The organism is Pyxidicoccus trucidator (assembly GCF_010894435.1).
Classification (GTDB): domain Bacteria; phylum Myxococcota; class Myxococcia; order Myxococcales; family Myxococcaceae; genus Myxococcus; species Myxococcus trucidator.
The window spans coordinates 609,405-633,957 of the sequence record NZ_JAAIXZ010000002.1; the positions used below are offsets into that span (position 1 = coordinate 609,405).

At 71.6% G+C, this 24,553-nt stretch carries 23 protein-coding genes and 1 other RNA gene; 13 read left to right on the forward strand and 11 right to left on the reverse strand.

The features are described 5' to 3' along the window. The first annotated feature begins 52 nt into the window (after positions 1 to 52). The 6 genes from G4D85_RS08970 (at position 53) to G4D85_RS08995 (ending at position 7,585) form a co-directional block, all read left to right on the forward strand. Complete coding sequence (locus tag G4D85_RS08970; RefSeq protein WP_164010036.1) at positions 53 to 913, forward strand: alpha/beta fold hydrolase; 861 nt, start codon at positions 53 to 55, stop codon at positions 911 to 913. A gap of 66 nt (positions 914 to 979) precedes the next feature. Continuing rightward, positions 980 to 2,371, forward strand: coding sequence for a S41 family peptidase (locus tag G4D85_RS08975; protein WP_164010038.1), 1,392 nt, complete (start codon positions 980 to 982; stop codon positions 2,369 to 2,371). 69 nt (positions 2,372 to 2,440) lie between these two features. Continuing rightward, complete coding sequence (locus G4D85_RS08980; protein WP_164010040.1) at positions 2,441 to 4,288, forward strand: PEGA domain-containing protein; 1,848 nt, start codon at positions 2,441 to 2,443, stop codon at positions 4,286 to 4,288. Between the two features lie 2 nt (positions 4,289 to 4,290). Next, a complete protein-coding gene (locus G4D85_RS08985; protein ID WP_164010041.1) occupies positions 4,291 to 4,548 on the forward strand; it encodes a hypothetical protein in 258 nt (85 codons plus the stop codon). 207 nt (positions 4,549 to 4,755) lie between these two features. Continuing rightward, positions 4,756 to 5,736 carry a D-alanine--D-alanine ligase gene (locus tag G4D85_RS08990; protein WP_164010043.1) on the forward strand — a complete coding sequence of 327 codons (981 nt, stop codon included), beginning with the start codon at positions 4,756 to 4,758 and terminating at the stop codon, positions 5,734 to 5,736. A 325-nt stretch (positions 5,737 to 6,061) separates the two neighbouring features. Beyond that, complete coding sequence (locus G4D85_RS08995; protein ID WP_164010045.1) at positions 6,062 to 7,585, forward strand: cellulose synthase family protein; 1,524 nt, start codon at positions 6,062 to 6,064, stop codon at positions 7,583 to 7,585. Positions 7,586 to 7,648: 63 nt separating this feature from the next. On the opposite strand, the gene G4D85_RS09000 is transcribed toward G4D85_RS08995, so the two are convergent. Beyond that, positions 7,649 to 8,062 carry a hypothetical protein gene (locus G4D85_RS09000; RefSeq protein WP_240359155.1) on the reverse strand — a complete coding sequence of 138 codons (414 nt, stop codon included), beginning with the start codon at positions 8,060 to 8,062 and terminating at the stop codon, positions 7,649 to 7,651. 194 nt (positions 8,063 to 8,256) lie between these two features. Here G4D85_RS09000 and G4D85_RS09005 point away from each other — a divergent pair, with 194 nt between their 5' ends. Continuing rightward, entirely contained in the window at positions 8,257 to 9,348 is a 1,092-nt protein-coding gene (locus G4D85_RS09005) for a PEGA domain-containing protein (RefSeq protein ID WP_164010047.1), read from the forward strand. Positions 9,349 to 9,424: 76 nt separating this feature from the next. On the opposite strand, the gene G4D85_RS09010 is transcribed toward G4D85_RS09005, so the two are convergent. After that, on the reverse strand, positions 9,425 to 10,018 hold the full coding sequence (locus G4D85_RS09010; RefSeq protein WP_164010049.1) for a hypothetical protein: 594 nt from the start codon (positions 10,016 to 10,018) through the stop codon (positions 9,425 to 9,427). Between the two features lie 52 nt (positions 10,019 to 10,070). Here G4D85_RS09010 and G4D85_RS09015 point away from each other — a divergent pair, with 52 nt between their 5' ends. Then, positions 10,071 to 11,894 carry a M1 family aminopeptidase gene (locus G4D85_RS09015; RefSeq protein ID WP_164010051.1) on the forward strand — a complete coding sequence of 608 codons (1,824 nt, stop codon included), beginning with the start codon at positions 10,071 to 10,073 and terminating at the stop codon, positions 11,892 to 11,894. 19 nt (positions 11,895 to 11,913) lie between these two features. Here G4D85_RS09015 and ftsY read toward each other — a convergent pair whose 3' ends face one another. Beyond that, a complete protein-coding gene (gene ftsY / locus G4D85_RS09020; RefSeq protein WP_164010053.1) occupies positions 11,914 to 13,491 on the reverse strand; it encodes a signal recognition particle-docking protein FtsY in 1,578 nt (525 codons plus the stop codon). 69 nt (positions 13,492 to 13,560) lie between these two features. Here ftsY and G4D85_RS09025 point away from each other — a divergent pair, with 69 nt between their 5' ends. Next, positions 13,561 to 14,118, forward strand: a complete 558-nt coding sequence (locus G4D85_RS09025) for a hypothetical protein (RefSeq protein WP_164010055.1) — start codon at positions 13,561 to 13,563, stop codon at positions 14,116 to 14,118. A 36-nt stretch (positions 14,119 to 14,154) separates the two neighbouring features. On the opposite strand, the gene rnpB is transcribed toward G4D85_RS09025, so the two are convergent. The 4 genes from rnpB to G4D85_RS09045 all read right to left on the reverse strand — a co-directional run bounded on the left by rnpB (position 14,155) and on the right by G4D85_RS09045 (position 16,832). Next, positions 14,155 to 14,552, reverse strand: an RNA gene (gene rnpB, locus G4D85_RS09030) — RNase P RNA component class A. Positions 14,553 to 14,656: 104 nt separating this feature from the next. Next, a complete protein-coding gene (locus G4D85_RS09035; RefSeq protein WP_164010057.1) occupies positions 14,657 to 15,304 on the reverse strand; it encodes a winged helix-turn-helix transcriptional regulator in 648 nt (215 codons plus the stop codon). A 130-nt stretch (positions 15,305 to 15,434) separates the two neighbouring features. Continuing rightward, entirely contained in the window at positions 15,435 to 16,085 is a 651-nt protein-coding gene (locus G4D85_RS09040; RefSeq protein ID WP_164010059.1) for a ribonuclease HI family protein, read from the reverse strand. An 18-nt stretch (positions 16,086 to 16,103) separates the two neighbouring features. Continuing rightward, the gene (locus tag G4D85_RS09045; protein WP_164010061.1) at positions 16,104 to 16,832 is read right to left on the reverse strand and encodes a zinc ribbon domain-containing protein; all 729 of its coding nucleotides are present in this window, start codon (positions 16,830 to 16,832) and stop codon (positions 16,104 to 16,106) included. A 298-nt stretch (positions 16,833 to 17,130) separates the two neighbouring features. On the opposite strand from G4D85_RS09045, the gene G4D85_RS09050 reads away from it, so the two are divergent. Then, positions 17,131 to 17,784 (forward strand): cupredoxin domain-containing protein, encoded by a 654-nt coding sequence (locus tag G4D85_RS09050; RefSeq protein ID WP_240359156.1) that lies wholly within the window; start codon positions 17,131 to 17,133, stop codon positions 17,782 to 17,784. A 196-nt stretch (positions 17,785 to 17,980) separates the two neighbouring features. After that, the gene (locus tag G4D85_RS48825; RefSeq protein WP_205525477.1) at positions 17,981 to 18,145 is read left to right on the forward strand and encodes a hypothetical protein; all 165 of its coding nucleotides are present in this window, start codon (positions 17,981 to 17,983) and stop codon (positions 18,143 to 18,145) included. A gap of 125 nt (positions 18,146 to 18,270) precedes the next feature. Here the strand turns inward: G4D85_RS48825 and G4D85_RS09055 are convergent, their stop codons facing one another. Continuing rightward, a complete protein-coding gene (locus tag G4D85_RS09055; RefSeq protein ID WP_164010065.1) occupies positions 18,271 to 18,561 on the reverse strand; it encodes an FYDLN acid domain-containing protein in 291 nt (96 codons plus the stop codon). A 146-nt stretch (positions 18,562 to 18,707) separates the two neighbouring features. Here G4D85_RS09055 and G4D85_RS09060 point away from each other — a divergent pair, with 146 nt between their 5' ends. Next, complete coding sequence (locus G4D85_RS09060) at positions 18,708 to 20,414, forward strand: AgmX/PglI C-terminal domain-containing protein (RefSeq protein ID WP_164010067.1); 1,707 nt, start codon at positions 18,708 to 18,710, stop codon at positions 20,412 to 20,414. A gap of 12 nt (positions 20,415 to 20,426) precedes the next feature. Continuing rightward, on the forward strand, positions 20,427 to 21,623 hold the full coding sequence (locus tag G4D85_RS09065) for an MFS transporter (protein WP_205525478.1): 1,197 nt from the start codon (positions 20,427 to 20,429) through the stop codon (positions 21,621 to 21,623). Here G4D85_RS09065 and G4D85_RS09070 read toward each other — a convergent pair. Genes G4D85_RS09070 through G4D85_RS09080 form a run of 3 tightly spaced genes read right to left on the reverse strand, consistent with a single transcriptional unit; the run spans position 21,620 to position 24,451 of the window. Next, a complete protein-coding gene (locus G4D85_RS09070; RefSeq protein ID WP_164010069.1) occupies positions 21,620 to 21,862 on the reverse strand; it encodes a DUF3006 domain-containing protein in 243 nt (80 codons plus the stop codon). The two genes, G4D85_RS09065 and G4D85_RS09070, sit on opposite strands and share 4 nt — an antisense overlap. A 13-nt stretch (positions 21,863 to 21,875) precedes the next feature. Then, entirely contained in the window at positions 21,876 to 23,222 is a 1,347-nt protein-coding gene (locus G4D85_RS09075) for a ComEC/Rec2 family competence protein (RefSeq protein ID WP_164010071.1), read from the reverse strand. Next, positions 23,219 to 24,451, reverse strand: coding sequence for a ComEC/Rec2 family competence protein (locus tag G4D85_RS09080; protein WP_164010073.1), 1,233 nt, complete (start codon positions 24,449 to 24,451; stop codon positions 23,219 to 23,221). Before G4D85_RS09080 ends, G4D85_RS09075 begins: the two co-directional genes overlap by 4 nt. Positions 24,452 to 24,553: the final 102 nt, after the last annotated feature.

Here is a 24,553-nt window from a genome sequence, read left to right on the forward strand (position 1 = left end):
TCCCGGGGGTTGTTATCCTCCCCGGCACCCCTCGCGAGGAGCAGGCAGGCGCATGGATTTGATGGGTGGGATGCAGAAGGTGATGCGGCGCATGCTGGTGGCGCGCGGCGTCGAGTCCTCCACCGTGGAGGTGGCCGGGCAGTCGCTGCACCACTACTCGCTGAAGGGCGAGGGCAAGGGGCCGCCGGTGGTGCTGGTGCACGGGCTGGGCGGCTCGGCCAACGGCTTCGGGCGCACCTTCTTCGCGCTGGCGAAGCGCTTCTCGCGGGTGCTGGCGCCGGACCTGCCGGGCCATGGCTTCTCCGTGCAGTACTGCGGCGGCGAGGTGTGCGTGCGCAACCAGTTCGACGTGCTGCGCGCGTACGTCGAACAGGTGGCGGGCGGGCCGGCCTTCGTGGTGGGCAACTCGCTGGGCGGCGCCATGGCGGTGAATCTGGCGGCGGAGTACCCCCAGTGGGTGCGCGCGCTGGCCCTGGTGGCCCCGGCCGGCGCGGAGCTGCCGGAAGCGGAGAACGTCGCGCTGCTCAACTCCTTCACGGTGCGCTCGCCCGCGGAGGCGCGGGCCTTCACCCGGCGGCTCTTCCACCGGCCTCCGCTGCCCGCGCTGCTGTTCGCCTACGAGCTGCGCCGCTTCTATGACACGCCCACGGTGCGGGCGCTCACCTCGGAGGCGCTGGCCACGCGCGCCAGCCTGGAGCCGGCGAAGGTGCGCAACCTGGCCATGCCGGTGCTGTTCCTGTGGGGCGGCAGCGAGCGGCTGCTCCCCTCGGTGTCGCTGGAGTGGTACCGCGCCCACCTGCCGCCGCACGCCCGGGTGGACGTGGTGGACGGCTTCGGGCACGTGCCGCAGCTGGAGCGGCCGGACGAGCTGGTGTCGCACCTGGTGCGCTTCGCCGACACGGCGGGGCTCTGAGGGCCGGGGTAGAGTAGGGGGCGGAGGCCGCGTCACCCCGGGGCTTCCGTGAAAGGACGTACCGACGTGACGCGTCTTCCCCAGCCGTGGCGCGCGGCGCTGGCCGCCCTCCTCCTCCTGAGCGCGCCCTCGGCCGCCGACGAGAAGTCGAAGGCCGGCGCACGGACTTCCGGCGCGGCGGTGCCCCCCGGCCGCGCGGAGCGGGCCGAGCGCGACGACGCCACCTACCGCCAGCTCGAGCTGTTCGCGCGGGTGCTCTCCTACGTGGAGAACAACTACGTGGAGCCGGCGGACCGGGAGCAGCTCATCCACGGCGCCATCCAGGGCATGCTGGAGACGCTGGACCCGCACACCGTCTACATGCCCCCGGAGGTGTTCCGGGAGATGAAGATAGACACCTCGGGCGAGTGGGGCGGGCTGGGCATCGAAATCGCGCGCAAGGGCGAGCGAATCGTGGTGGTGGCCCCCATCGACGACACCCCGGCGGCGCGCGCTGGCATCAAGGCCGGCGACGAGCTGGTGGGCATCGACGGCGAGCCCACGCAGGGCATGGACGTGGGGCGGGCCATGCAGAAGATGCGCGGCCCGGCGGGTGGGCGGGTGCTGCTCACCATCATGCGCCAGGGCTTCAGCGCGCCGCGCGAAATCGCCATCATCCGGGACCACATCCGCATCGTCTCGGTGGAGGGCGCGCTCCACGGCGGCATCGGCCACGTGAAGGTGAAGAACTTCCAGGACCGCACGGACCTGTACCTGCGCAAGGAGCTGGACCGGCTGCGCGCCCTCAACGGGGGCAAGGAGCTGCGCGGGCTGGTGCTCGATTTGCGCAACAACCCCGGCGGCCTGCTGGACCAGGCGGTGGCGATGAGCGACCGCTTCCTGCCGGGCAACCTGCCCATCGTCTCCACGCGCGGGCGCGACGGCCGCAACGCCACCGAGGAGCGCAGCAAGGACCGCGACACGGAGAAGGACTACCCCGTGGTGGTGCTGGTCAACGCGGGCAGCGCCTCCGCGTCGGAAATCGTCGCCGGTGCGCTCCAGGACCACGGCCGCGCCGTCATCATGGGCACCCAGACTTTCGGTAAGGGCAGCGTGCAGACGGTCATCGAGCTGGAGGACGGCTCGGGCCTGAAGCTCACCATCGCCCGCTACTACACGCCCAAGGGGCGCAGCATCCAGGAGCGCGGCATCACCCCGGACTACGTCGTCCCCGACGAGCAGGGGGGCAAGACGCCGCGCGAGGTGGTGCGCGAGAAGGACCTCCAGCGCCACTTCCGCGCCGAGCCCGTCGCCACCACCGAGACGCCTTCCCCCGCGACGCGCGGCCTGCCCGAGGGCCTCAAGGACTGGGACGTCACCGCGGGCATGAAGGACTACCCGCTGAAGGTCGCCCTCGACTATCTGAACGGCCTGGGCCCGGCCCCTGCGCGCGTTCCGGCCCGCACCTCGGGTCGGTGATGACTCCTTCGCGCTTGCATTTCGCCGCGCAGTCCGTTTGATGCGCAACGAACAGAGGGTGAACGAGTGATGCGACCTTCGAGCAATCGCGCGCTGCACGCGGCCCTGAGCGGGTGGCTGGTGGGCCTGCTGGCGGTAGGACCCGTGGCGGCGGCGCAGCAGTCTTCCATGCCCGTGCGGCTGGTGCCCCGGGCCATTCCGGCGGCCTCCGCGCAGGCGGTGACGGTGGTAGTCGTTCCGCTGGACGCGGCGGCCCGTCCCGAGGCGGCGCGGCTGGCGCACCTGGCGGAGCAGGCGGTGGCGCGCTCCGGCCGGCTGGACCTGGTGCGGCTGGCGGACGCGCTGGACGTGGCGGGGCGGCGCGAGCGCGAGGCCCGGGCCGCCGAGGCCGCCACGGCAATCAAGGAGGGCCAGCGCGCCTATGACGAGCTGGACACGCAGCAGGCGCTCCAGCAGTTCGACAAGGCGGTGCGCGCGTCCGAGGCGGGCGACCTTTCACTGCGCTTCGGCGAGCTGAGCCGCGCGCGGGTGATGAAGGCGGCCTCGCAGGTGGCCAACGGGGAGAACACGGCGGCCCAGCTCGAAATCCGCTCGGTGCTGGCGGTGGACCCGCGTGCGCAGTTCTCGCCCAACTTCTTCCCTCCGGACGAGATGGCCTTCGTGGAGAAGGAGCGCAAGGCGGTGCTCGCGGCGCCGAAGGCGGCGCTGACCGTGCGCACGGAGCCTGTGCCCGCGCAGGTGTTCGTGGACGGCCAGTTCCGCGGCGTGTCGCCGGTGGTGCTGTCGGACCTGTCGCCCGCGGACCACTACGTCACGGTGGTGGCGCCGGGCTACGCGCTGGCCCAGCGCCGCGCGCGAGAGGGCGACACCTTGCTCACCCTCACGCCCCTGCCGACGCAGAAGACGCTGCAGACCCTCACCGAGACGGTGGCGCGCAAGCCCGAGAGCCAGGAGCGGGACAAGGCCCTGCGCGAGCTGGGCACGCTGGCCGGGGTGCCGCAGGTGCTGGCGCTGCTGGTCCGGGGTGGGGCGGGGGCGGGGCCGCTGGACGTGACGGCGCTGCGGCTGGACGTGGCGGACGGGCACAACCTGGCCTACGCGCTGGGGACGGTGCCGCGCGGGGAGGGCATGGCGGCGGGCTCGGAGGCGCTGCTGACGGGGCTGGTGGCCGCGGACGCGCCGCGCCAGGGCGGCAAGCCGGTGACGCACTTCGGAGGTGGCGGCACCACGCGCCGCACCGTGGGCTACGTGCTGATGGCCACGGGCGTGGCCATGGTGGCCGGCGGCATCTACTTCGGCATGGAGGCCTCCGCGAAGGAGGACGACTTCAGGCGCGCCCCGCAGACCAGCCCGCGCGCGCAGGACCTCAAGGACACCGGCAAGACGTACGCGCTGATTGCGGACGTGGGCGTCCTCGCGGGCCTCGCCGCCGCGGGCCTGGGCGGATACTTCGCCTTCTCGGAGGGCGGCGGCAGCAGCAAGGCCCCCGCCCGGGCGAGCAGCACCGCGGCACCGCCGCCCTCGAAGCGTGAGGCGCTGCCCATGCCGCCTCCGCCCCCCGCGTCGAAGCCCCGTAGCGAGCCGCTGCCCATGCCGCCTCCCCCGGCGAAGACTCCTCCTGCCGCCACGACGCCTTCGAAGACCGAGGAGCCCGCCACCACGCGCCCGCCGGACAGCAAGCGCACGCGCGAAGAGGAGGCCCGCCAGCGTCGCGAGGAAGTCGAGCGCCAGCGTCGCGAGCTGGAGGAGCAGCGCAAGAAGGAGGCCGAGGAGGAGGCGCGGCGCGAGGAGGAGGCGAAGCGCAAGCGTGAGGAGGAAGCGAAGCGCAAGCGCGAGGAGGAGGAGCGGCGGCGGCGGGAGGAAGAGGAGAAGAAGAAGCGGCCTTCACTCGACGAAGACGATCTCCGGAACTACTAGCCATGCGCCGTCCCCTGCGTTCTCTCGTCCCGCTCGCGGCCCTCTGCCTGGGCCTGTCCGCGTGCAGCCTGCTCCTCGACTTCGACGAGGAGGGGCAGCCCTGCGACGACCGCAACCAGTGCCTGTCGGGCTTTGCCTGTGTGGATGACGCCTGCGTCTCCGATGGCACTTCCACCTCCGATGCCGGCACGCGTACCGACGCTGGCACGGGCACCGACGCCGGTACGGGTACCGACGCAGGCACCGACGCGGGCCCCTGAGTCCCGGGCGGGGCGGGATTTTCTACAGTCTCCGCCCCGTGTCCCGGGGGCCACGGCGTGTCCTGAAGACCACGCCTGCTCGCCTGCCCGGGCGTCCCCGCAACCCCCTGTTCCGAGGGGAAATCGCGCGGGCCGTCCCATCCTGAGCGGACCCGGCGGGGTTGGCATCCTCCGTGCTCTGTCCCGTGCCCAGGAGGCATCATCGACATGGGCAAGCGCGTCGGAGTTCTGATGGGTGGGTGGGGCGAGGAGCGGGAGATTTCGCTCAAGACGGGAGAGGCCGTCGTCGGGGCCCTGGAGTCCCGAGGCCACCAGGTCACCCGCATCTTCGCCGGCCCCGGGCTGGACCGGGCGCTGCGCGCGGCCGAGCTGGACGTGGCCTTCATCGCGCTGCACGGGCGCATGGGCGAGGACGGCCGGGTACAGGGCCTGCTGGAGCTGCTGGAGCTGCCGTACACCGGCTCGGGTGTGCTGGCCTCCGCGCTGGCGATGAACAAGCCGATGGCGAAGAAGCTCTTCCGGCTGCACAACCTGCCCACGCCGCAGGGCTACCGCGTGGGCCGCGACGCCGCGGCGCGCGCGCTGGAGCTGCATGGCGACCTGGGCTTTCCCTGCGTGGTGAAGCCCGCGTGTGGCGGCTCGTCGGTGGGCCTGTCGGTGGTGCACGCGCCGGAGGCGCTCGCCCCCGCGGTGGCGCAGGCGTGCCGCTTCGGCGGTGAGGCGCTGGTGGAGCGCTTCGCGTCCGGCCGCGAGGTGACGGTGGGCATCCTCGGGGACTCGGTGCTGGGCAGCTGCGAGGTGGCGACCCCGCGCGAGGGCTTCGACTACGAGGCCAAGTACAAGGGCGGCGCGCGCTACTTCCTGCCGCCCCGCCTGTCCGCCACCCGCGTGGCCAACGTGGAGGCGCTGGCCCTGGGCGCGTACCGCGCGCTGGGCTGCCGCGGCTACGCCCGCGTGGACCTGCTCTGCTCGGACACGGAGAACGACGTGGTGCTGGAGGTGAACACGCTGCCCGGCTTCACCCCCACCAGCCTCCTGCCGAAGATTGCCGCCCAGGGCGGCCTGGACTTCGCCGAGCTGACCGAGCGCATCCTCGCGCTGGCGACGCGCGACGAGGCCAACGTCACCGAGGCCCCCGCCGTGGCCCCCGTCCCCCTCGCCCCCGAGCCCCGCCGCGCGGTGAGCTGACCCTCCAGGTTGGCCCCCTCACCGGCGCCGCCTCAGCCCCGGCGCCGTCCCCGCGCACTCCTGGAGACGACTGTGACGCAGGGTGTCAGCTCCCCGTGAACGGAACGTTCAAATCCGGGGAATAGTTTGACACGACCTTGACGCGTCCCTATTGTCCGGCGCCGATCACTCCTGGAAGGCTAAAACCTTGTCTTTCCGGGCACATACGGAGCGGGGGCTCACCAGACCCATCTGGCGGCAGTCAGCGTGAGAAGGGGTCTGATGCCGCCGAGCTGGGAAGTACCGCGGGCCACGGGGGCCGAGCGGGAGGGGCTGAGCGTCACCGATGACCACCGTCGAGATCATCTTCCTGGGCGTCTATTTCAGCGTCCTGTGCGTGCTGGCGGTCTACGGCTCGCACAGGTACCGGATGGCGTTCCTGTACTACCGGCACAAGTTCAAGCTGCCTACGCCGAAGGGGCCCCTGAAGGAGCTCCCACGCGTCACCATCCAGCTCCCCATCTTCAACGAGATGTACGTGGTGGAGCGCCTGGTGGAGTCGGTGTGCCGCATCGACTACCCACGCGAGCTGCTGGAAATCCAGGTGCTGGACGACTCGACGGACGAGACGTGCGGCATCGCGCGTGCGTGTGTGGAGCGCCACAAGCAGAAGGGCCATGACATCGTCTACATCCACCGCACCAACCGCCAGGGCTTCAAGGCGGGTGCGCTGGAGAACGGCCTGAAGCTGGCGCGGGGCCAGTACGTCGCGGTGTTCGACGCGGACTTCGTGCCGACGCCGGACTTCCTGCTGCGCACGGTGCCGTTCTTCGCGGACGACAAGGTGGGCATGGTGCAGGTGCGCTGGGGTCACCTCAACCGTGACTTCTCCATCCTGACGCAGGCCCAGAGCATCTTCCTGGACGGGCACTTCATCATCGAGCACACCGCCCGCAACCGCTCCGGCTGCTTCTTCAACTTCAACGGCACCGCGGGCATCTGGCGGCGCGACACCATCTCCGACGCGGGCGGCTGGCAGCACGACACGCTCACCGAGGACCTGGACCTGAGCTACCGCGCCCAGCTCAAGGGCTGGCGGTTCATCTTCCTGCCCGAGGTCATCTCCCCGGCCGAGGTGCCGGTGGACATGAACGCCTTCAAGAGCCAGCAGCACCGCTGGGCCAAGGGCTCCATCCAGACGGCGAAGAAGCTGCTGCCCACCATCCTCAAGAGCGATTTGCCCCTGGCGGTGAAGCGCGAGGCCTTCTTCCACCTCACCAACAACATGGCCTACCTGTTGATGGTGCTCCTGTCCGTGCTGATGCCCATCAGCATGGTGGTGCGCTTCCAGCACGGCCTGTACGGCACGCTCTTCCTGGACCTGCCCTTCTTCATCAGCGCCACCGCCAGCGTCTGCGTGTTCTACGTGGCCGCGCAGCGGGAGATGGGCGTGAAGGGGTGGTCGCGGGTGAAGTACCTGCCCTTCCTGATGAGCCTGGGCATCGGCCTGGCCATCAACAACGCGAAGGCGGTGCTGGAGGCGCTGCTCAACCAGCAGTCCGGCTTCGCGCGCACGCCGAAGACGGGCGCCGAGGGCAAGAAGGTCGTCGCGGTGAAGAAGACCTACCGCGGCAGCAAGACGCTGATGCCGGTGGTGGAGTTGGCCTTCGCGGCCTACTTCACGGGCGCGCTGTGGTTCGCCATCGACGCGCGCATCTACACGTCGGTGCCCTTCATCATCCTGTTCCAGGCGGGCTTCCTGTACGTGGGCGTGTCCAGCCTCCTGCAGGGCCTGTCCGGCCGGCTGAAGCTGGCGGAGCCTGCGCCCACGGTGAACGCCTCTGGCGAGCAGCCGCGCCGCGCGGCCTGAGCGACGCTTCCTGCGCGTAGGGAATCCGGGGTGGGGCCATGCAAGGCCCCGCCCCTTGTCGTTTCAGGTGCCCGAGTCGGGCGCGCCGCGCAGGAGCACCTGCTGCAGCCGCACGGTGGGGGCGCCGGACGGGGCAGGGCGGCAGCCCTCGTCGATGGAGGTGCTGGCCGCGGAGCGCAGCGTGAGGCCCGCGTCCGCGCACGACACCACCTCGGTGGGGAAGACGACGGGGCAGGGCGTGCCGGAGCCCGCGAAGCCCATGGCGCGCGTCTCGCCCAAGAAGCCCTCGGGTGTCCGCTGGAGGACGATGGACGCGGCGCCCGCGTCGGGCACATCGGTTCCACCCTCCGCGAGGGCGCGTGACACGGTGAGCGACAGCGTGCCGCCGTCGTCCTCACCGTGGTAGCGGAAGGCCGGATTCTCGGCGTGGTGGTACTCGCCTGCCTGGCTGCTCTCACAGCCGGCAGGCACGCGCACGGGAGGTGGAGGTGGGTTCTGCGCCTCTATGCGGGGAGGCGCCTTGGCGGGGCACGCCGTGAGGGAGAGGACACTGAGGGCGACTGCCAGGGAGGCGGGAGCGCGGTGCATGGGGCGCGGATATTCGCCCAACGGCACGGCCAGGGGGACTCTGTTTGATTCCCCTGGGATGACTCTCTAACCTTCGGCCTGACATGAGCCTCCACCGCATCGTCCTGTTCGCCCTGGTGACCGTCCTGGCGGCGCCGTCCTCCGCCTTCGCGCAGGACGATGACCTCCTCGCCCCCCTCACCCCGCAGACGAAGCCTTCGAAGACGAAGGGCGGGAAGACGAAGGTGGTGAAGAAGAAGCCCGCGAAGCCCGCGCGCGAGAAGTCCACGAAGGTGACGAAGAAGCCCGCGAAGACGAAGAGCGGCGCGACGGCGCGGGGCAAGGCCGCGAAGAAGCCCGTGGAGACCTCCTCCGAGGACGACCTGCTCGCGCCGCTGGAGCTCAAGAAGACGGAGCTGCTGGTCCGCATCACCGGGGGCGTGCGCGGGGCGAAGCTGCAGGTGGATGGCAAGGACGCCGGCTCGCTCACCGCGGCCCCCATCCCGCTCGAGGTGACGCCGGGTGAGCACCTGCTGGTGGTCCGCAAGCCGGGCTATGCCGAGTTCACGCGGCGCATCGACGTCAAGGAGGGCTCGCAGCAGGAGGTGCCGGTGTCGCTGGACGCCACCATGGGCTTCGCCACGCTCACCGCGGACGTGGCCGACGCGATGGCGGTGGTGGACGGTGTGGAGGTGGGGCCGGTGCCGCAGGGCAACGTGCTGCTCAAGCCGGGCTCGCGCGAGATTGAGTTCCGGGCCCCGGGCTTCAAGCCCGCCGTGCACAACATCACCGTGTTCGCCGGCCGCAACTACTCGGTGGAGGGCACGCTGCGGCCGCTGGAGGACACGTCGGTGGCCACGCGGGATGTGCCGAAGAACCCCGTGCTGGAGCCGTCCTTCACCGACGACACGGCCCCGGGCCTGACGGCGCGCGACCTGGAGCCTGAGACCGAGGTGAGCTCCGGCAAGCCCTGGTACGGCCGCTGGTACGTGTGGGCCGGCGTGGGCGCGGTGGTGGCCGCGGGCACGGTGGGCGCGGTGATGGCCACGCAGGGCGGTGGCTTCGACCCCCTGGATGCGAACCGGGACGTGTGCGGCGATCCTGGCTGTGATGCCGTGCTGGGCGGCGCGCGCCCGGTACGCGGGAACAAGGCGGGGGGCATGCTCCGTCTGCCGGCGGGAGCCCTGCGCTTCTGATTCGCGGTGACGCCCACCCTGCTCGAGGGTGGGCGGGTGCCCGCCCGTCACACGGTGGCGGGCGGAGCGCGCGGGCTCACTGGCCGCGCAGGTCGTCGTCGGAGGAGGGGCGCGCGTCCGGAACGAGCACGAGGAACACGTCGCTCACCCGGCCCACGCCCCAGTAGTCCAGCGCGGTGGCGCGCACCTGGAAGGGCTCGGACTCGGGCAGGAGTTGGGTGAGGTCCACCTCGCCCGGCTCGAAGCTGAAGGCGCGGCGCCCCAGGGCATCCACCTGCTCCTTGCCCATGTGGACGCCCTCGGTGAAGCCCACCACGGCGCTGCGCACCCGCTGGCCCTTCGCATCCAGCACCTCCAGCAGCAGGAAGTTGTCCACGGAGATGCCCAGCGTCGCCCGGGCGTCGCCGTAGAGCCGGGCCCGGCTTCCCTCCAGCCGCAGCAGGGGCGTCTGGCCCGTGGTCACGACGCGCGGCGTGCGCTCGCCCTCGGTGGTGTCGATGTCCAGGTCGTCGCGCCGCTTCGAGAGCGTCTCGGTCTCCTGCGCGGGAGTGTCCAGTAGGAGCCGTACGGCACGGGGCGCCGCCGGGGTGGTGGGGGCGGAGGTGGGGACCTGTCGCGCACAGGCCACCAGCCCCCAGGCGGCGGCCAGGATGAGCGTTCGAGAGTGCATGGGCGCCCAGGGTAGACGAGCAGTGGTGGAGCCGGTCAATTAGCATGGCCGCATGAGGACCTTCCTGCGTGGGTGTCTGCTGTGGTCCGTGCTCTCCAGCGCCCCCGCCTGGAGCGGCCCTCCCGCGGCACCCCCGCCCCCGGCGGCCTCGCCCGAGGTGCAGCTGTGCCTCCAGCACCTGAAGCCCTCCGAGCGCGAGCGGGCGGCGAAGGCGCTGGGGCCCCTGGCCGAGCTGCCGCGCTACCGGGTGCAGCTGGACGTGGACCCGGCCTCGCGCGAGGTGACGGGGCGGGTGCAGGTGGAGGTGCTGGCCCGGGGCAGGCCCCTCACGGAGCTGTACCTGCGGCTGACGCCAAACCTGTTGGGGCGCCGGGTGACGCTGTCGGACGCGAAGCTCGGTGGCCGGCCCATCAAGCTGGAGCAGCCGGAGCCCACGCTGTACCGCGTGTCGCTGGAGGAGCCCGTGCCCCCGGGCGCCGCGGCGGTGGTGGACGTGGCGGTGAAGGCCACCGTGCCGAAGGTGGAGAGCGGCGGCGGAGGGATGCTCGCGGGCCTGCTGGGCGGCGGCGACCGCCGAGGCGGCGGGGACCATGGGGCCTTCTCGGCCACGGAGGACTTCGTCAGCCTGGTGGGCGTGGTGCCTCAGGTGCCGCCGCTGGATGCCGCCGGCCAGCCCTGGGCCGGGCCGCAGGGCGTTGGCGACCTGGCGCTGTACGAGCCGGCGCACGTGCTGGCCACCGTCACGGTGCCCTCGGGCTGGACGGTGCACGCCACCGGAGCGCCCATGGGCGAGGTGCCCGAGCGCAATGGCCGCGTGCGCTTCGCCTTCGCGGCGGGCGCGGTGCGGGACTTCCCCATCCTCGTGTCGAAGGGCTACGAGCACTCCACGGCCACGGTGGGCGGCGTCACCGTGGAGAGCCACTACGTGGCGCGGGACAAGGCCGCGGGAGAGCGCGTGCTGAAGTACGCCACCTGGGCCCTGCAGGAGTTCGAGCGGCGCCTGGGGCCGCTGCCCTACACGCACTTCCGCGTGGTGGAGGCGCCCCTGTCCGGCGGCGCGGGCGGCATGGAGTTCCCCGGGCTCATCACGGTGGCCACGTCGCTGTACCGCGGCTCGGCGGACCCGTCCGAGGCGCTGGCCGGCTTGAAGGGGCTGGAGGAGATACAGGCGCTGCTGGGGGCCATGGGGCAGGGGAGCAGCAACTCCACCCTGGCGCACCTGGGCGAGGTGCTGGAGCGCACGCTGGAGTTCACCGTGGCGCACGAGGTGGCGCACCAGTACTTCGCCAGCCTCGTGGGCTCGGACCCCATCAACGCGCCCATCGTCGACGAGTCGCTGGCCCAGTACGCCGCGCTGCTCTACGTCGAGTGGCGGCACGGCAAGGGGGCGGCGGACACGCTGCGCAAGGAGGCGCTGGTGTCGTCGTACCACCTGTACCGGATGTCCGGCGGGAAGGACGGCCGCGCGGACCGGCCCACGGGCGACTTCGCGGACGAGTTCGAGTACGGCGCGCTCGTCTACGGCAAGGCGCCGCTGCTGCACCATGCCTCGCGGCAGCTCGTGGGCGACGTCGCCTTCGTCCAGGCGCTGCGCTCGTACGTGGACACGTACCGCTTCAAGTGGACGTGCAAGGAGTGCTTCACCCGCGAGCTGGCGAAGGCGAGCCCCGCGCATGCGAAGCGGCTGGAGGGCTTGCGCGTGCGCTGGTGGGAGGAGGCGCGCGGCGACCAGGACCTGGGGGCCGCCGACCTGGCGTCGATGCTGGGCGCCCAGGGGCTGGGCGACCTGGGAGACTTGAAGGACATGCAGCTGCAGCTGGACCCGGAGTCGATGAAGCTCCTGGAGGAGCTGATTCCGGGCCTGCTGGGACAGTGAGTCCGGGCCGTCGGGCCCCTCAGTCGAAGAGGGCCTGGACGAACTCGCGCGGCTCGAAGCGGCGCAGGTCGGCGATCTTCTCGCCCACGCCCACCCAGACGACGGGCAGCTTCAGCTCGTCGCAGATGCCGATGATGACGCCGCCCTTCGCGGTGCCATCCAGCTTCGTCAGGGCAATCGCGGTGATGCCCACTGCCTCGTGGAACTGCTTGGCCTGCTGAATCGCGTTCTGGCCGTTGGTGGAGTCCAGCACCAGCAGCACCTCGTGCGGCGCGCCGGGAAGGGCCTTGTCCATGACGCGCTGGACCTTCTTCAGCTCCTCCATGAGCGGCGCCTTGGTGTGGAGCCGGCCCGCCGTGTCGGCGATGACGACGTCCGCGCCTTCCTCGCGCGCCTTCTTCACCGCGTCGAAGATGACGGAGCCCGGGTCTCCACCCTCCACGCCCTTCACCAGCTCGGCCTTCGCGCGGTCCGCCCACACGTCGAGCTGCTCGGTGGCGGCGGCGCGGAAGGTGTCTCCCGCGGCGAGCACCACCTTCTTGCCCTGGCCCGTGAGCTGCGCGGCCAGCTTGCCGATGGTTGTCGTCTTCCCGGCGCCGTTGACGCCCACCACCATGACGACGTGCGGAGGGCCACCGCCCTCCAGCGAGCGCGGCACCGGCAGGTCGACGATGCGGGCCACCTCGTCGCGGATGATGGACTTGATCTTCTCCGGGTCCTTCAGCTCGTTGCGCTTGAGCTTCTCGCGCGCCACCTCCACCAGGTGGTTGGCCGTGCGCACGCCGATGTCCGCGGTGAAGAGGATTTCCTCCAGCTCCGCCAGCACGGACTCGTCCACCTGTCGCTGCTGGCCGAACAGCCCGTTGAGCCGGGCCATGAAGCCCTGGCTCTTCGTCTTGTCCAGGCCCTGCGCCAGCGTGCGGCCGCCCTCGGCCTCCACCTTCGCACGGGCGGCGGCCTCCTCGGCGCGGCGGGCCTCCTCGACGGCCACCGCCTCGCGGGCGCGCTGCTCCTCCACGATTCGCTGCGCCTCGGCCTGCTCGCGCTTGCGCCGCTCGCGGGCCTCGTCGTCGGCGGCCTTCTTCGCGCGGTACTCGACGCGCTTCTCTTCCTCCTCGCGCTCCTTGAGGGTGCGGACCTCCGCCTCCAGCCGGGCTCGCTCGGCGGAGTCCCGGGTGGAGCGGGCGGCGCGGGCGGCCTCCTCGCGCTGGCGGGCCAGGGCCTCGACGCGGCCGTGGGCCTCGTCGGCCTCGCGGAGCCGGGCGGCCTCAGCCTCGGAGGGCGGCAGCTCGATTCGCAGCTGGGGCCGCTCCGCCGGCAGGGCGGGCTTCTCCTTCTCCGGGGGGACGGTGACGCCGGGCTTCTTCGTCGGCTCGGGCGCGCGCTTGCGGAAGAACAGCTTCCGCGCGGCCAGCACCATCAGCAGGACGAAGAGTCCCGTGGCGCCAATGCCGACGACATCCCCGATGGGGAACCCGTCCGTCGGGGGCACACCGGTGTCCGGCTGCGTCGTCCCCCCTCCCGGTGGCGTAGGAGCGGGGGAGGGAGCGGGCGGCACCTGCGCGGCCAGGGCGTCGAGGGCGTTGGGCGTCTTCATATGCGGGGCTCCGCATACACCAACACGCAAGTGGATGCAGCGCCCGTGGCCGGGTAGAAACGCCCTGCCATGCGCCTCAAGCTCTCCTCTGTCGTGCTTCCATCGGTCCTCCTGCTGGGCACCGCCTGCATCGTCGAGGCTCCCGGTGGAGCCAGCCCGCAGGAGCGGCGCGCGGCCACCGTCACCCAGGTGCCCCCTCTCTCCCTGCGCAACGGCGCCAACCTGGGTGGCAAGGTGGAGCTGGTGGGCGCCACCGTCCAGCCCGGCCGGCTCACCCCGGGAGAGCAGGCGAAGGTGACGCTCTACTTCAAGGTGCTCCAGCCCATCGAGGACGACTACATGGTCTTCGTCCACGTGGAGGACGTCGAGGGGCGCATGGAGCGGATGAACGTGGACCACAAGCCCGCCGGTGGCCTGTACCCGACGTCGCAGTGGAAGGCCGGAGAGACGGTGAAGGACGAGTTCAACGTCTACCTGCCGGCCAGCGCCTCGCCGCGCGCGCTCAACCTCTGGCTGGGCCTGTGGGAGCCGCGCACGGACTCGCGCCTGCGGCTCACCAACCCGGAGGCGGTGCGCAACGACGGGAAGGACCGCATCCTGCTGGGCCAGGTGCCCGTGGCGCGCTGAAGGCCGCCGCCGGGCTTGACGCTACAGGGAGAAAAACGCCGGAGTGGCCCTGTAAGCCGGGTTCTGTCACCACCCCTTTCGAGGTGGGCAGTGAACATTCATCTAGGGCCCTGGTTGCCCAGGGACCTCATCAGCGAGCAACCCGAACGCCTGGGACGGGCCATCCCTGTCCCCCCAGACAGCGAGGGACGCGCTCCTATTGGCTCTTGCTCCAGGTGGGGTTTACCGTGCCGTCCGAGTCACCCCGGACGCGGTGCGCTCTTACCGCACCGTTTCACCCTTACCCGCCCCTTGCGGAACGGGCGGTCTGTTTTCTGTGGCACTTTCCTGCGAGTCGCCTCGACTGGCCGTTAGCCAGCACCCTGCCCTACGGAGCCCGGACTTTCCTCCCGCCACCCAGGACTGCGATGGCCGGCGTTCACCCGGACCACTCCGGCACCGTGCCCTTACAACAGGCGGGCGGCGCGGGTCCACTCCACGGCGTTGAAGGCGTCCGGAGCGGGCAGGGGAGCAGGGAGGGGCCCGGCCCGCGCACCGGTTAAATGCGGAACGTCTCCGCGAACCGCGCCAGCAGCTTCGCGCCCCCCTTGCCCTTGAGCTTCACACTCCCGCTGGCAATCGCGTCGGCGGGGCTGAGCTCCCCCGTCATCAGCGCCTTGATTGCGGGCCCCGTCTCGATGACGAGGTCCGCACCGGGCAGCGGGCCCTGGGCCACCTTCAGGACGCCGCCGTCGATGCGCATGTGGAGGACGGCCTCGCCCACGCGCAGCTCGTAGCCCACGTCGAGGCCGTGCGCGCCCTCGGGGCGGAACGTCGAGCGCATGGCCATGATGAGCGAGTCCACGGTGACGATGTCCTCCGGGCCGGGCTCCGTGAGCGACTTCGCCCCCCAGCGGCCGAGGCGCAGGACGACGTCCTCCAACTCGTGGCCGTAGGCGGTGAGCTCGTACACCACCGAGCCCACGGGGCGCGGCAGGAGGCGGCGCTGGACGATGCCCGCCTCTTCAAGCTCCTTGAGGCGGGCGGAGAGGATGTTGGACGGGATTCGCGGCAGCCCCTGCCGCAGGTCCGTGAAGCGCCGGGGGCTGACGAGCAGGTCGCGAACGATGACCAGGGCCCAGCGCTCCCCCACGATTTCGAGGGCGCGCACCAGGCCGCAGAACTGTCCGTAATCGCGCTTTGCCATGGGGACGAACGCCCGTCGTACTTTTCATTGTAGAGCGGAATCCACTTTCGCAAGCCGACTTCCTGGCTCGGGTCCGTGGGCTCCGCACGCTACCCGGCGGGTGGGCTGCTCCGTCAGGCGGAGCGGGCACTCACAGCCGCTCGTCGATGGCCCGGTTGCTCATCTCATCCGCCTCGGCGTTCTTCGCGCGGGGGACGTGGACGAGCTTCACCTTGGAGAAGGCGCCGAGCAGCAGCCGGGCCTCGTCGAAGAGGGGCTTCAGCAGGGGGCTCTTCACCTGGTAGCGGCCGCCGAGCTGGCGGATGAGCAGCTCGCTGTCGGCGAAGACCTCCACCTCGCGCGCGCCCAGGGCCTTCGCGTGCTTCAGGCCCAGCAGCAGGCCTTTGTACTCGGCCTGGTTGTTCGTCTGGTGTCCGAGGAACTTCCCCAGCCGGGCCACCACGTTGCCGTCCAGGTCCATCAGCACCGCGCCCGCGCCCGCCGGGCCGGGGTTTCCCCGGGCGGCGCCGTCCGAATAGACGCGGAGGCGGGCGGTGGCCCCGGAAGAGGGGAGAAGCTCCCCCACGGCGGTGGCCTTCGGCGTGGCGGGAGCGGACCCGACGGAGGCCTCGGAGGGCGGCGCCGGGAGGGACACCGGATCGCCGCCCAGGCGACCGGCCGCCTCCTCGATGAGCTTCCCGAGGTGCTCGCGCGTGAGGCCGCGAAAGGCGCGCACCGTCGACGACAGCGGCTCCTCACGCGCGATGTGGAGGAGGATGTCGACGATGGACGGCGCGGGCATGACGGCGAAGGAGACGGGCTACTTCGCCGCGGGCGTTTCCTGAAGGGCTTCCACCGCATAGATGATGCGGTTGCAGGAGGGGCAGATGTCCGTGCCCAGCGAGGTGCGCAGCTGGTTGTAGAGCTGCGGCGGCACGTTCATGTTGCAGCCCATGCAGGTGCCGGCCACCACGCCCACCAGCGCGGGCAGCTTCTTCTTGCGAATCGACTCGTAGCGCCGGAGCAGGTTGGCGTCCACGCCCGAGGCCACGCCCGAGCGGCGACCCTCGAGCGCCTGCACCTGCGACTCCGCCTCGCCCAGCTTGCCCTTGAGCTCCGTCATGCGACCGGAGAGGCCCTGCTGCTTCGCGGTGAAGTCGGCTTCCTTGGCCTTGATGGCCTCGCGGGCGGCGCCGAGCTGCTTCGTCAGCTCCGCCAGCTCCTCGGCCATGGTCAGGTTCGCCTTCTTGGCGATGTCGATTTCACGGGCCAGGGCGGAGTACTCGCGGGTGGAGCGCTGCTCGCTGAGCCGCGCCTCCCACTTCTTCACCTTGTCCTTCTCGTCCGTGATGTTCTGCTCGAGCTGCGTCTTCTGGCGCTCCATGTCGGTGAGCCGTGCTCGCTCTGCCTCGATGGCGCTACGAGCGACGCCCAGCTCCCGCTCCAACTCGCTAATCTGACGGGGGTGAACGTCCGCGGCCTTTCGGAGCGAAGCGACCTCGAGGTCCACGTTCTGCAGCTCCGCCAGCGCTTTCAATTTCTCCCGCAAAGTTGCTGCCTCCCACAGGGCCGCACCGTGTACGGCCGCGCTCTTGTACCAACAAGGGTGATGGGGGTCCAACGCTCAAATGGCCCATGAGTCATCCCTTGAGGCCCGGGCAGGCATACGCCATTTGAATAAGCTTCACGCTCTCGTTAGACCGGGGCGCGTGTCCCGCCCCCTCCTGCTCTGTCCGCTCCTCCTCGCGCTCGCGCCCGCCTGTCGCGACGCCGCGCCCCCTCCACCCGCCGCCGCTCTGGCGCCTTCTTCCGGAATTCCGGCACCTGTCGCCGCGAAGCCGGCACCCGTGGCCACGGGGTGGGGCACCCTCGAGGGCCGCCTGCGCTTCAAGGGCACCCCGCCGCCCCCGGCCCGTTCTCCCACCACCGGCACCGTCGTGTCCGTGTGTGGCGAGCAGGCCGAGGAGCGCTCGCTCGTCGTCGGCGCGGAGGGCGCGCTTGCCCACGTCGTGGTGTCCGTGAATGAGGGCGCGAAGCTCCCCGCGCCCCGGCAGCCGCTGCCCGAGCCCGTGCTGGACCAGAAGCGCTGCATCTATGACCCGCCTGTCATGGCCGCGAAGGCCGGCGGCGTGCTGGTGCTGCGCAACTCGGACCCGCTGGTCCACAACGTGCGCGCCGCGTACGGTGCCAACCGCGCCTTCTTCAACGTGGCCATGCCCCTGGAGGGGATGACGGTGCGCCGGCAATTGCCCGCCGAGCCCGCCGCCGTCCCCATCCGCTGTGACGTCCACCCCTGGATGCGCTCCCTGGTCCGGACCTTCGACCACGGCTACTTCGCCACCAGCGGCGCCGATGGCCGCTTCCGCCTGGAGGTTCCCGAAGGGACTCACACCGTGGCCTTCTGGCACGAGCGCCTGCCGGAGCTGGCACGCACCGTGAATGTGAAGGCCGGCGAGACAGTCCAGGTGGAGCTGGAGTGGGAAGCGGCGCAATTGAAGTAGCGCCGGGGGCAACAACGGTGGCTCCGGAGGCAACAACCCGGTGCGTTCCCTCTGGACGTAGAGGTATCTGCAGCGCCCGAGGAAATATTTTCGGCGCTCGACGTATAAGTGAGTGAGACGCAGAATTTTGGATTCCGGTTTCACTCTGGCCGAAAAATTGCTATAAGAGTGCCGTACCAGAAGAGGGGGCCCAGTCATGCACCAGGCGAAGAAGCGGACGACTTTGACGAGCGACCTGAGCACGGTGGAGTCGCCCCGAAAGGCGACCTCACGACCGGCGGGCATGCAGGAGATGGGGCCCGGCCTGTACGAGCAGATCCGCCGGGCGCTGCTGGAGCTGGCGCCCGTCTCGGGCACCTGAGGTCCACGCGCAATCCGGGGCGCGCCCGTCGCGGGCAGCGCCCCTCTTCACGGAATCACGACAGCAGTGTCCTGGAAGGCGAAGGGGCTCCCGGCATGTGCCGTGGAGCCCCCGGGTGCCTCGGACTAGATGTCTTCTTCTTCGGGCTCGGCGGCGGCTTCTTCGTCCTCAAACGTCTCGAGCTCTTCTTCTTCATCTTCTCCTGCGGCGGCTGGCTCCTCGGGCTCGATCGGCTCAATGACCTTGGGGGCAGCAGCCAGGCGGCCACGGCGTCCCTCGGGCTGAGGCTTGAGAGCCGGGCTCTCCCGCTGATCTGCCCCACACTTGGGGCAGAGCGGGTCCGGCTTCTTCATGTCGTAGAACTTCGTCTGGCACTTGTAGCAGACGTGCTTCGTTCCAAGATCCTTCGCCGGCATTCGCCACCTTTGGAAAGCCCAGTGGAGACAGAAGAGAGGGCGGCTCAATAGTTGGGCTGTTGGAAGGAGTCAACCTGTGGTTTGCGTAGGAGAATTCTAGCAGTAGCATCCACCCCGCGTTTTCCCCCGGAAGCCGGACGCTCCCCTTGAACTTCACCTGCGACAATTGCCAGAAGCGGTATTCCATTGCGGACGAAAAGGTCCGCGGCAAGACGGTCAAGGTCCGTTGCAAGAACTGCCAGAACGTCATCACCGTCGAAGGACCCGCCGAAGAGGAGAGCACCCGCGTGGTGTCTCTCGCGGACGTGGAGCGCATCCGCGCCCAGGAGCGCTCCCTGGTGGAGCCGGCGGCGGCTGCCGTCTCGGCGCCCCCGGTGGCGGCCTCGCCCGTGTCCCGGGCGCCCGCCGCGGCCCTCCAGACACCCTGGGATGACGAGCCCACCCGTGCAGCGCCCCTGAAGCCGACGGGCTCTCCATGGTTCGTCATGGTGCGCAACAAGCAGGAGGGCCCGCTCGACGAGGGCGCCCTCCGCGAGTGGATGGCCACCGGCGCCGTCAGCGGCCGCAGCTTCTTCTGGCAACAGGGGATGGCGGACTGGAAGCGCGGCTCGGACATCCCCGAGCTGGCGGGCCTGTTCGCGCCGCCGCCCGCGCCCGAGCCGCCCCCGCCGCCTCCTCCTCCGGTGGCCGAGCCGCCGCCCGCGCCGGCCCGCTCCGCGCGAGGGGCCTCGGCGCGGCGTGAGCCCGAGCCGCAGCCCTTCCTGCCGGAGCCCGAGCCGGAGCAGCCCTACGCCCCCGACGAGCCCCAGCAGCAGGCGTGGGATCCGGAGCAGGACGAGCCCGAGCGGACCTTCTTCGAGGAGCCGGACCCGCGCCAGCAGCAGCAGGCCCAGGGCCGCCGGGGCCAGGGCGCCGCGCCGGCCGCCAGCGCGCCCCTCAACAACGACGAGCTGTTCTCCGACCTGGACCTGCCCGGCAACCGGGGCCACGGTGACGAGGACGACGGCCAGGGCCAGCACGAGGACCCGCTGGCCGCGCTGGGCGGTGGGGACGGCGACGAGCGTCAGCCCGTCGAGGACACCCGCCACTTCGCGGCGAAGTCGGGCGTGACGCGGCGCAACCCGGCGTGGAAGTACGCCGTGGCGGTGCTGCTGCTTCTCGTCATCCCGCTGGGCGGCGCCTACGTCCTGTCGGAGACGCTGGGCGTGGTGCCCCTGCGGGTGAAGACGGTGGACGCCGAGGGCAACCCGGTGGAGCAGACCGTCTTCTCCAGCAAGGGCGTGGGCGCGCTGCGCGACAAGCTGATGGGCCGCCAGCCGCCGGCCCCGGCGCCGAAGCCCGTCGCGCCTCCGGCGGAGAAGCGTCCCGCCGCGCCGCCGGAGTCCGCTCCCGCTCCCACCGGGGCGGCTCCCGCGGGCGCCGGCGCGCCGACGGGGATTGCACCGCCCCCGTCCGCGGAGCAACTGCAGGCCGTCTACGCGGACGCGGACAAGAAGGACGTGGGCCCCGACGTGCGCGAGGACGCGGACGTCGCCGCGGCGGACTCCGAAGAGGTGGGTGGCCCCTCGGACGAGGAAGTGGAGCGCGTGGTGGACAAGGCGCAGGACGCGTTCCGCTCCTGCGTGGAGAACGAGCTGCGGAAGAATCCGTCCTTCCGCGTCGGCAAGGTGACGCTCACCGCCACGGTGGGCAGCTCCGGCAAGGTGAAGGCCGCCTCGCTCGACAAGAAGGACCTGAACCGCTCCACCGTGGGCACGTGCATCCGGGACCGCGCGAAGGGGATGGTGTTCTCCGCCTTCGCCGGCGAAGACGTGGACCTCGAGATTCCGCTCGTCCTCTCCGGGACGCTGTAGCCCCGCGCGGCCGTGAGCACCCAGGAGACGGGCGCCGCACACGCCGCCGGGGGCCGCCTGCCCCGCGCGGTGGTGCTGCTGGGGCTGGTGTCGCTGCTCACGGACGTGAGCAGCGAGATGATCTTCCCGCTGCTGCCCGCGTTCCTCGCGGCGCGCTTCCCCGCGGCGCCGCTGCTGCTGGGCGCCATGGAGGGAATGTCGGACCTGGTGTCCGCGCTCCTCAAGTACCGCTCCGGCGTGTGGGCGGACCGGGCGCGCCGGCTCAAGCCGCTGGTGCTGCTGGGCTACGGCGTGTCCTCGCTGGCGCGGCCGATGATGGCCTTCGTCACGCTCGCCTGGCAGCCGCTGCTCATCCGCTCGCTCGACAGGGTGGGCAAGGGCGTGCGCAGCAGCCCGCGTGACGCCATCATCGCCCACTCGGTGCCGGAGGGCGCGCGAGGGCGCGCGTTCGGTTTCCACCGGAGCATGGACCACGCGGGCGCGGCGTTGGGCGCGCTGGTGGCCATGGTGCTGGTGGCGTGGGGGCTGCGCGCGGAGCAGGTGTTTCTCGCGGCGGCGGTGCCGGGCTTCCTCGCGCTGCTGTGCATCGCCGTGGTGCCCGAGCCCGCGCGCCCGCCGCTGGAGGACGGGAAGGGCGCGGCGTTGGTGCCGGTGCCCCGGCGGCTCGCGTACTACCTGGTGCCGGTGGTGCTCTTCGGCGTGGCCAACTCCACGGACGCCTTCCTCTTGCTCAAGCTCACCGAGGAGGGCGCGCCCCCGGCGCTGCTGCCCCTGGCGTGGCTGCTGCTGCACCTGGTGAAGGCGGCCGTCTCGTACCCCGCGGGCTGGCTGGCGGACCGGCTGGGCTCCTCGCGCGTGGTGCTGGCGGGGTGGGGGCTGTACGCGCTCAGCTACGTGGCCCTGTCGCAGGTGCGCGGCGTTCCCGGCACGCTGGCCGTCATGGCCTTCTACGGGCTGTACCACGCGCTGGCGGAGGGGGCGGAGAAGTCGCTGCTCACGTCGCTGGTGCCGTCCGCCGTGCGCGGGCGGGCCTTCGGCCTCTACAACGGGCTCACCGGCGGGGCCTCGCTGGCCGCGGGCCTGCTGTTCGGCGCGGTGTGGACGCGGTGGGGCAGCGCGCCGGCCTTCCTCTTCGCGGGCCTGCTGGCCGCGGTGAGCGCGGTGCTGCTTTGGGTGCTGCTGCCCCGCGCCCGTCCCGCCGCGAGCTAGAGGTCGAAGTCGCCGGACGGAGGCGGCTTCTTCCCCTGCTTCGCCCGCGTGCGGGCCTCGCGCACCTCGGCGCGCAGGGCCTCGGTGGCCTCGCGGTCCACCTGGAGCGTGTCCAGGTCCAGCACGTCGCCCTCGCGCACGCCTTCGGGCAGGGCGCTCAGCGGGCGTGTCACCTGGCGGCCCTCCACGACGAGCACGGCGACGTCGTCCTCGATGCGGTCCAGTGTGGCGCGAGTCACGGGGTGGCTCCTCTCAGGGGTTGCAGTCCCGGGCCGGCCGCCGGTTGTCCCGGCTGGCTTCCTCGCGGGACTTGAAGACGAGCCTGTTGGCCGGCTTTATCTTCATCGCGTTCCGGCACGACGGCACGTGGAAGACCTCGCCCTTGCTGCTGGCCACGTAGGTCCCCGAGGACATTCCGCGCGGCTCGACGCTCCCTCGCGGCGGACGGGTGCCGGTGCTCACGCGCGGCGGCGGCGCGGCCGCGGAGGGCAGGTCGTCGATGTCCACCACCTGTCCGTACTGCTTCGGGCCCGTCGTGCCACGCGGGCTCTGGGTGGCTCGCGCGGGCTCCGCCTTCGCGTCCCCGGCCTTCGCCACCGGGGCGGAGGCCGTGCTCAGGCCGGGGAAGGTGTAGCGCGTGTCCTCCGGCACGCCCTCGGGCAGGCGCTGCGGGGTGACGACGAGCTTCTTCCCGTCGCTCACCACCTGCACCTCGCCGGCCACGTCCGTGCGGAACACCTGGACGCCCAGGCCTTCCAGCCGCTTCAGCGTGGCGGCCGCCGGGGCGTCGCGCGTGTTGCCCGGGGCCGTGGAGATGACGGCGGCGCGAGGCTCCACGACTCGCAGGAACGCCTCGGTGGACGGCCCGTCCGCGCCGTGCGCCGCCACCTTGAGCAGCGTGGCCTTCATCGCCGTGCCGCGCGCGAGCAGCTGCGCCTCCGTCCGGGCGTGCGCGTCCCCCGCGAAGAGCAGCGCCGTGTCGCCGTAGGTGAGCCGCAGGACGATGGAGTTGGCCTCCAGCGGGGCCTCCGGTACGTCGATCATGCCATTGGGCGGGCGGGGCCACAGCACGTTCAGCTCCACGCCCGTGCCCAGCTGCAGGCGCAGCGGCGCATTGGGCGTGGACGGGTCCGGGGCGGGCGAGCGGAACTCCACGCCCTGGCTGCCCAGGGTGGTGAGCAGCGCGTCGTATTCAGGAGGAGCCGCGCCCAGCTGCGGCTCCAGCAACTGCTTCACGCCCACGCGCCGCTCCACCGCCTCCAGGCCCCCGTGGTGGTCCGCATGCGGGTGCGTGAGGACGACCAGGTCCAGCCGCTGCGTGAGCAGCTCCGGCAGCCGGTTGACCAGGTGGTCCGCCGCGCTGGCGGGGCCGGAGTCCACCAGCACCGTGTGGCCCTCGGGGGACACGATGAGCGCGGCGTCCCCGTGGCCCACGTCGAAGAAGTAGACGTGCAGCTTCCCGTCCGGGGCCCCGCCGAAGTAGCGGCGGGGCTCGGTGGCGCGGACCGGGACGGGTGTCGGAGGGGGCGGTGGCGGCGGCTCCTGGCAGGCCGCCGTGGCCAGCAGCACCCCGAGGAGGGAGAAGAGGCGCGGGCTCATGGGTGGCAGTCCTCGGCGGGGCGGCGCTCGCTCAGGGCGGCGGCGCGGCTCGGATAGACGGTGCGCTCGGACTTGGAGCGCTTCAACGTGCGGCAGTCCTCGCTGTGGAACACCTTGCTGCCCTTCAGGCTGATGAAGCGCCCCTCCTCCGCGGCGGCCCGGGAGGGCGAGGGCGTCTCGGAGGGGCCCCGCGTGGTGGCGCTCCCGGCGCGGGAGGCGGGCTCGGGCTCCTTCGCCCGCGTGCCGCTCCGGACGTGCTGCGTACCGGGAAGAATCGGGCCGAGCGCCACGGGGCCGGGCTTCACCGTGCCTGGCACCACCAGGGGCGCGGCGCGGCCCTTCCTGGCGCGCAGGGTGACGGAGGTGCCGTCGCTCACCGCCACCACCTCTCCGTCCACGTCGGTGCGGAAGACGCGGGCGCCCGAGGCGTCCAGGCGCTCCAGGGCCTCCGCCGTGGGGTGCCCGTAGTCGTTGCCGGCACCGCAGGAGATGACGGCGGCCTTCGGCTTCACCTCCGCGAGGAAGGCGGCCGTGGAGGAGTGGCGCCCGCCGTGGTGGGCGACCTTGAGCACCGTGGAGGAGAAGTCGATGGGCTTCCGGAGGAGGGCGGCCTCCGTGTCCGGCTCGGCGTCGCCGGTGAAGAGGAACGCCGTCTTCCCGTACGTCAGCTTGGCGACGATGGAGTTCGAGTTGGGGTCCGAGCGCGTGTTGTCCAGGAAGGGCTCCTGCGGCACGCGGGGCCAGAGCACGGTGAGCGAGGTGCCCTCGCCCAGGCCGATGGTCAGCAGCGTGTGGGGCGCCTGCGCGCTGGGCTCCGGAGTCATCACCTGGCCCACCGCTCCACCCACGTAGCTCAGCAAGTCCCTGTAGGCGTCGCTCGCGTGGTCGAAGCCCGGGTCCATGAAGCGCTTCGCCCCCACCGCGCGCAAGGCCTGCGTCAGCCCTCCCAGGTGGTCCAGGTGGGGGTGCGTGAGGATGACCAGGTCCAGCGGCTCCTTCACCAATTCCTTCAGCCGGCGGGTCAGGTGCTCGCGGGCCTCGGGCGGGCCGCCGTCGATGAGCACCGTCTTGCCCGTGGGCGAAACGATGAGGGCGGCATCCCCCTGGCCCACGTCGAAGAAATACACCGTGAGTGACTTGCCGGCGGGGGCGGGCAGAGGCGCGGCCACGCCCGGGAGCGAGGCGAGCAGGAGGACCAGGAGGCTGAGCAGCCGGGCAGGAGACGTCACGCAGCGGACTCTACCGCTCCGCTCCTCTCCTCGGCACCTGGATGGGCAGCGGATGCGTGCTCCCCGTGCGAGCGCTTCCCGAGGGACGGGAAGTGGGCTAAG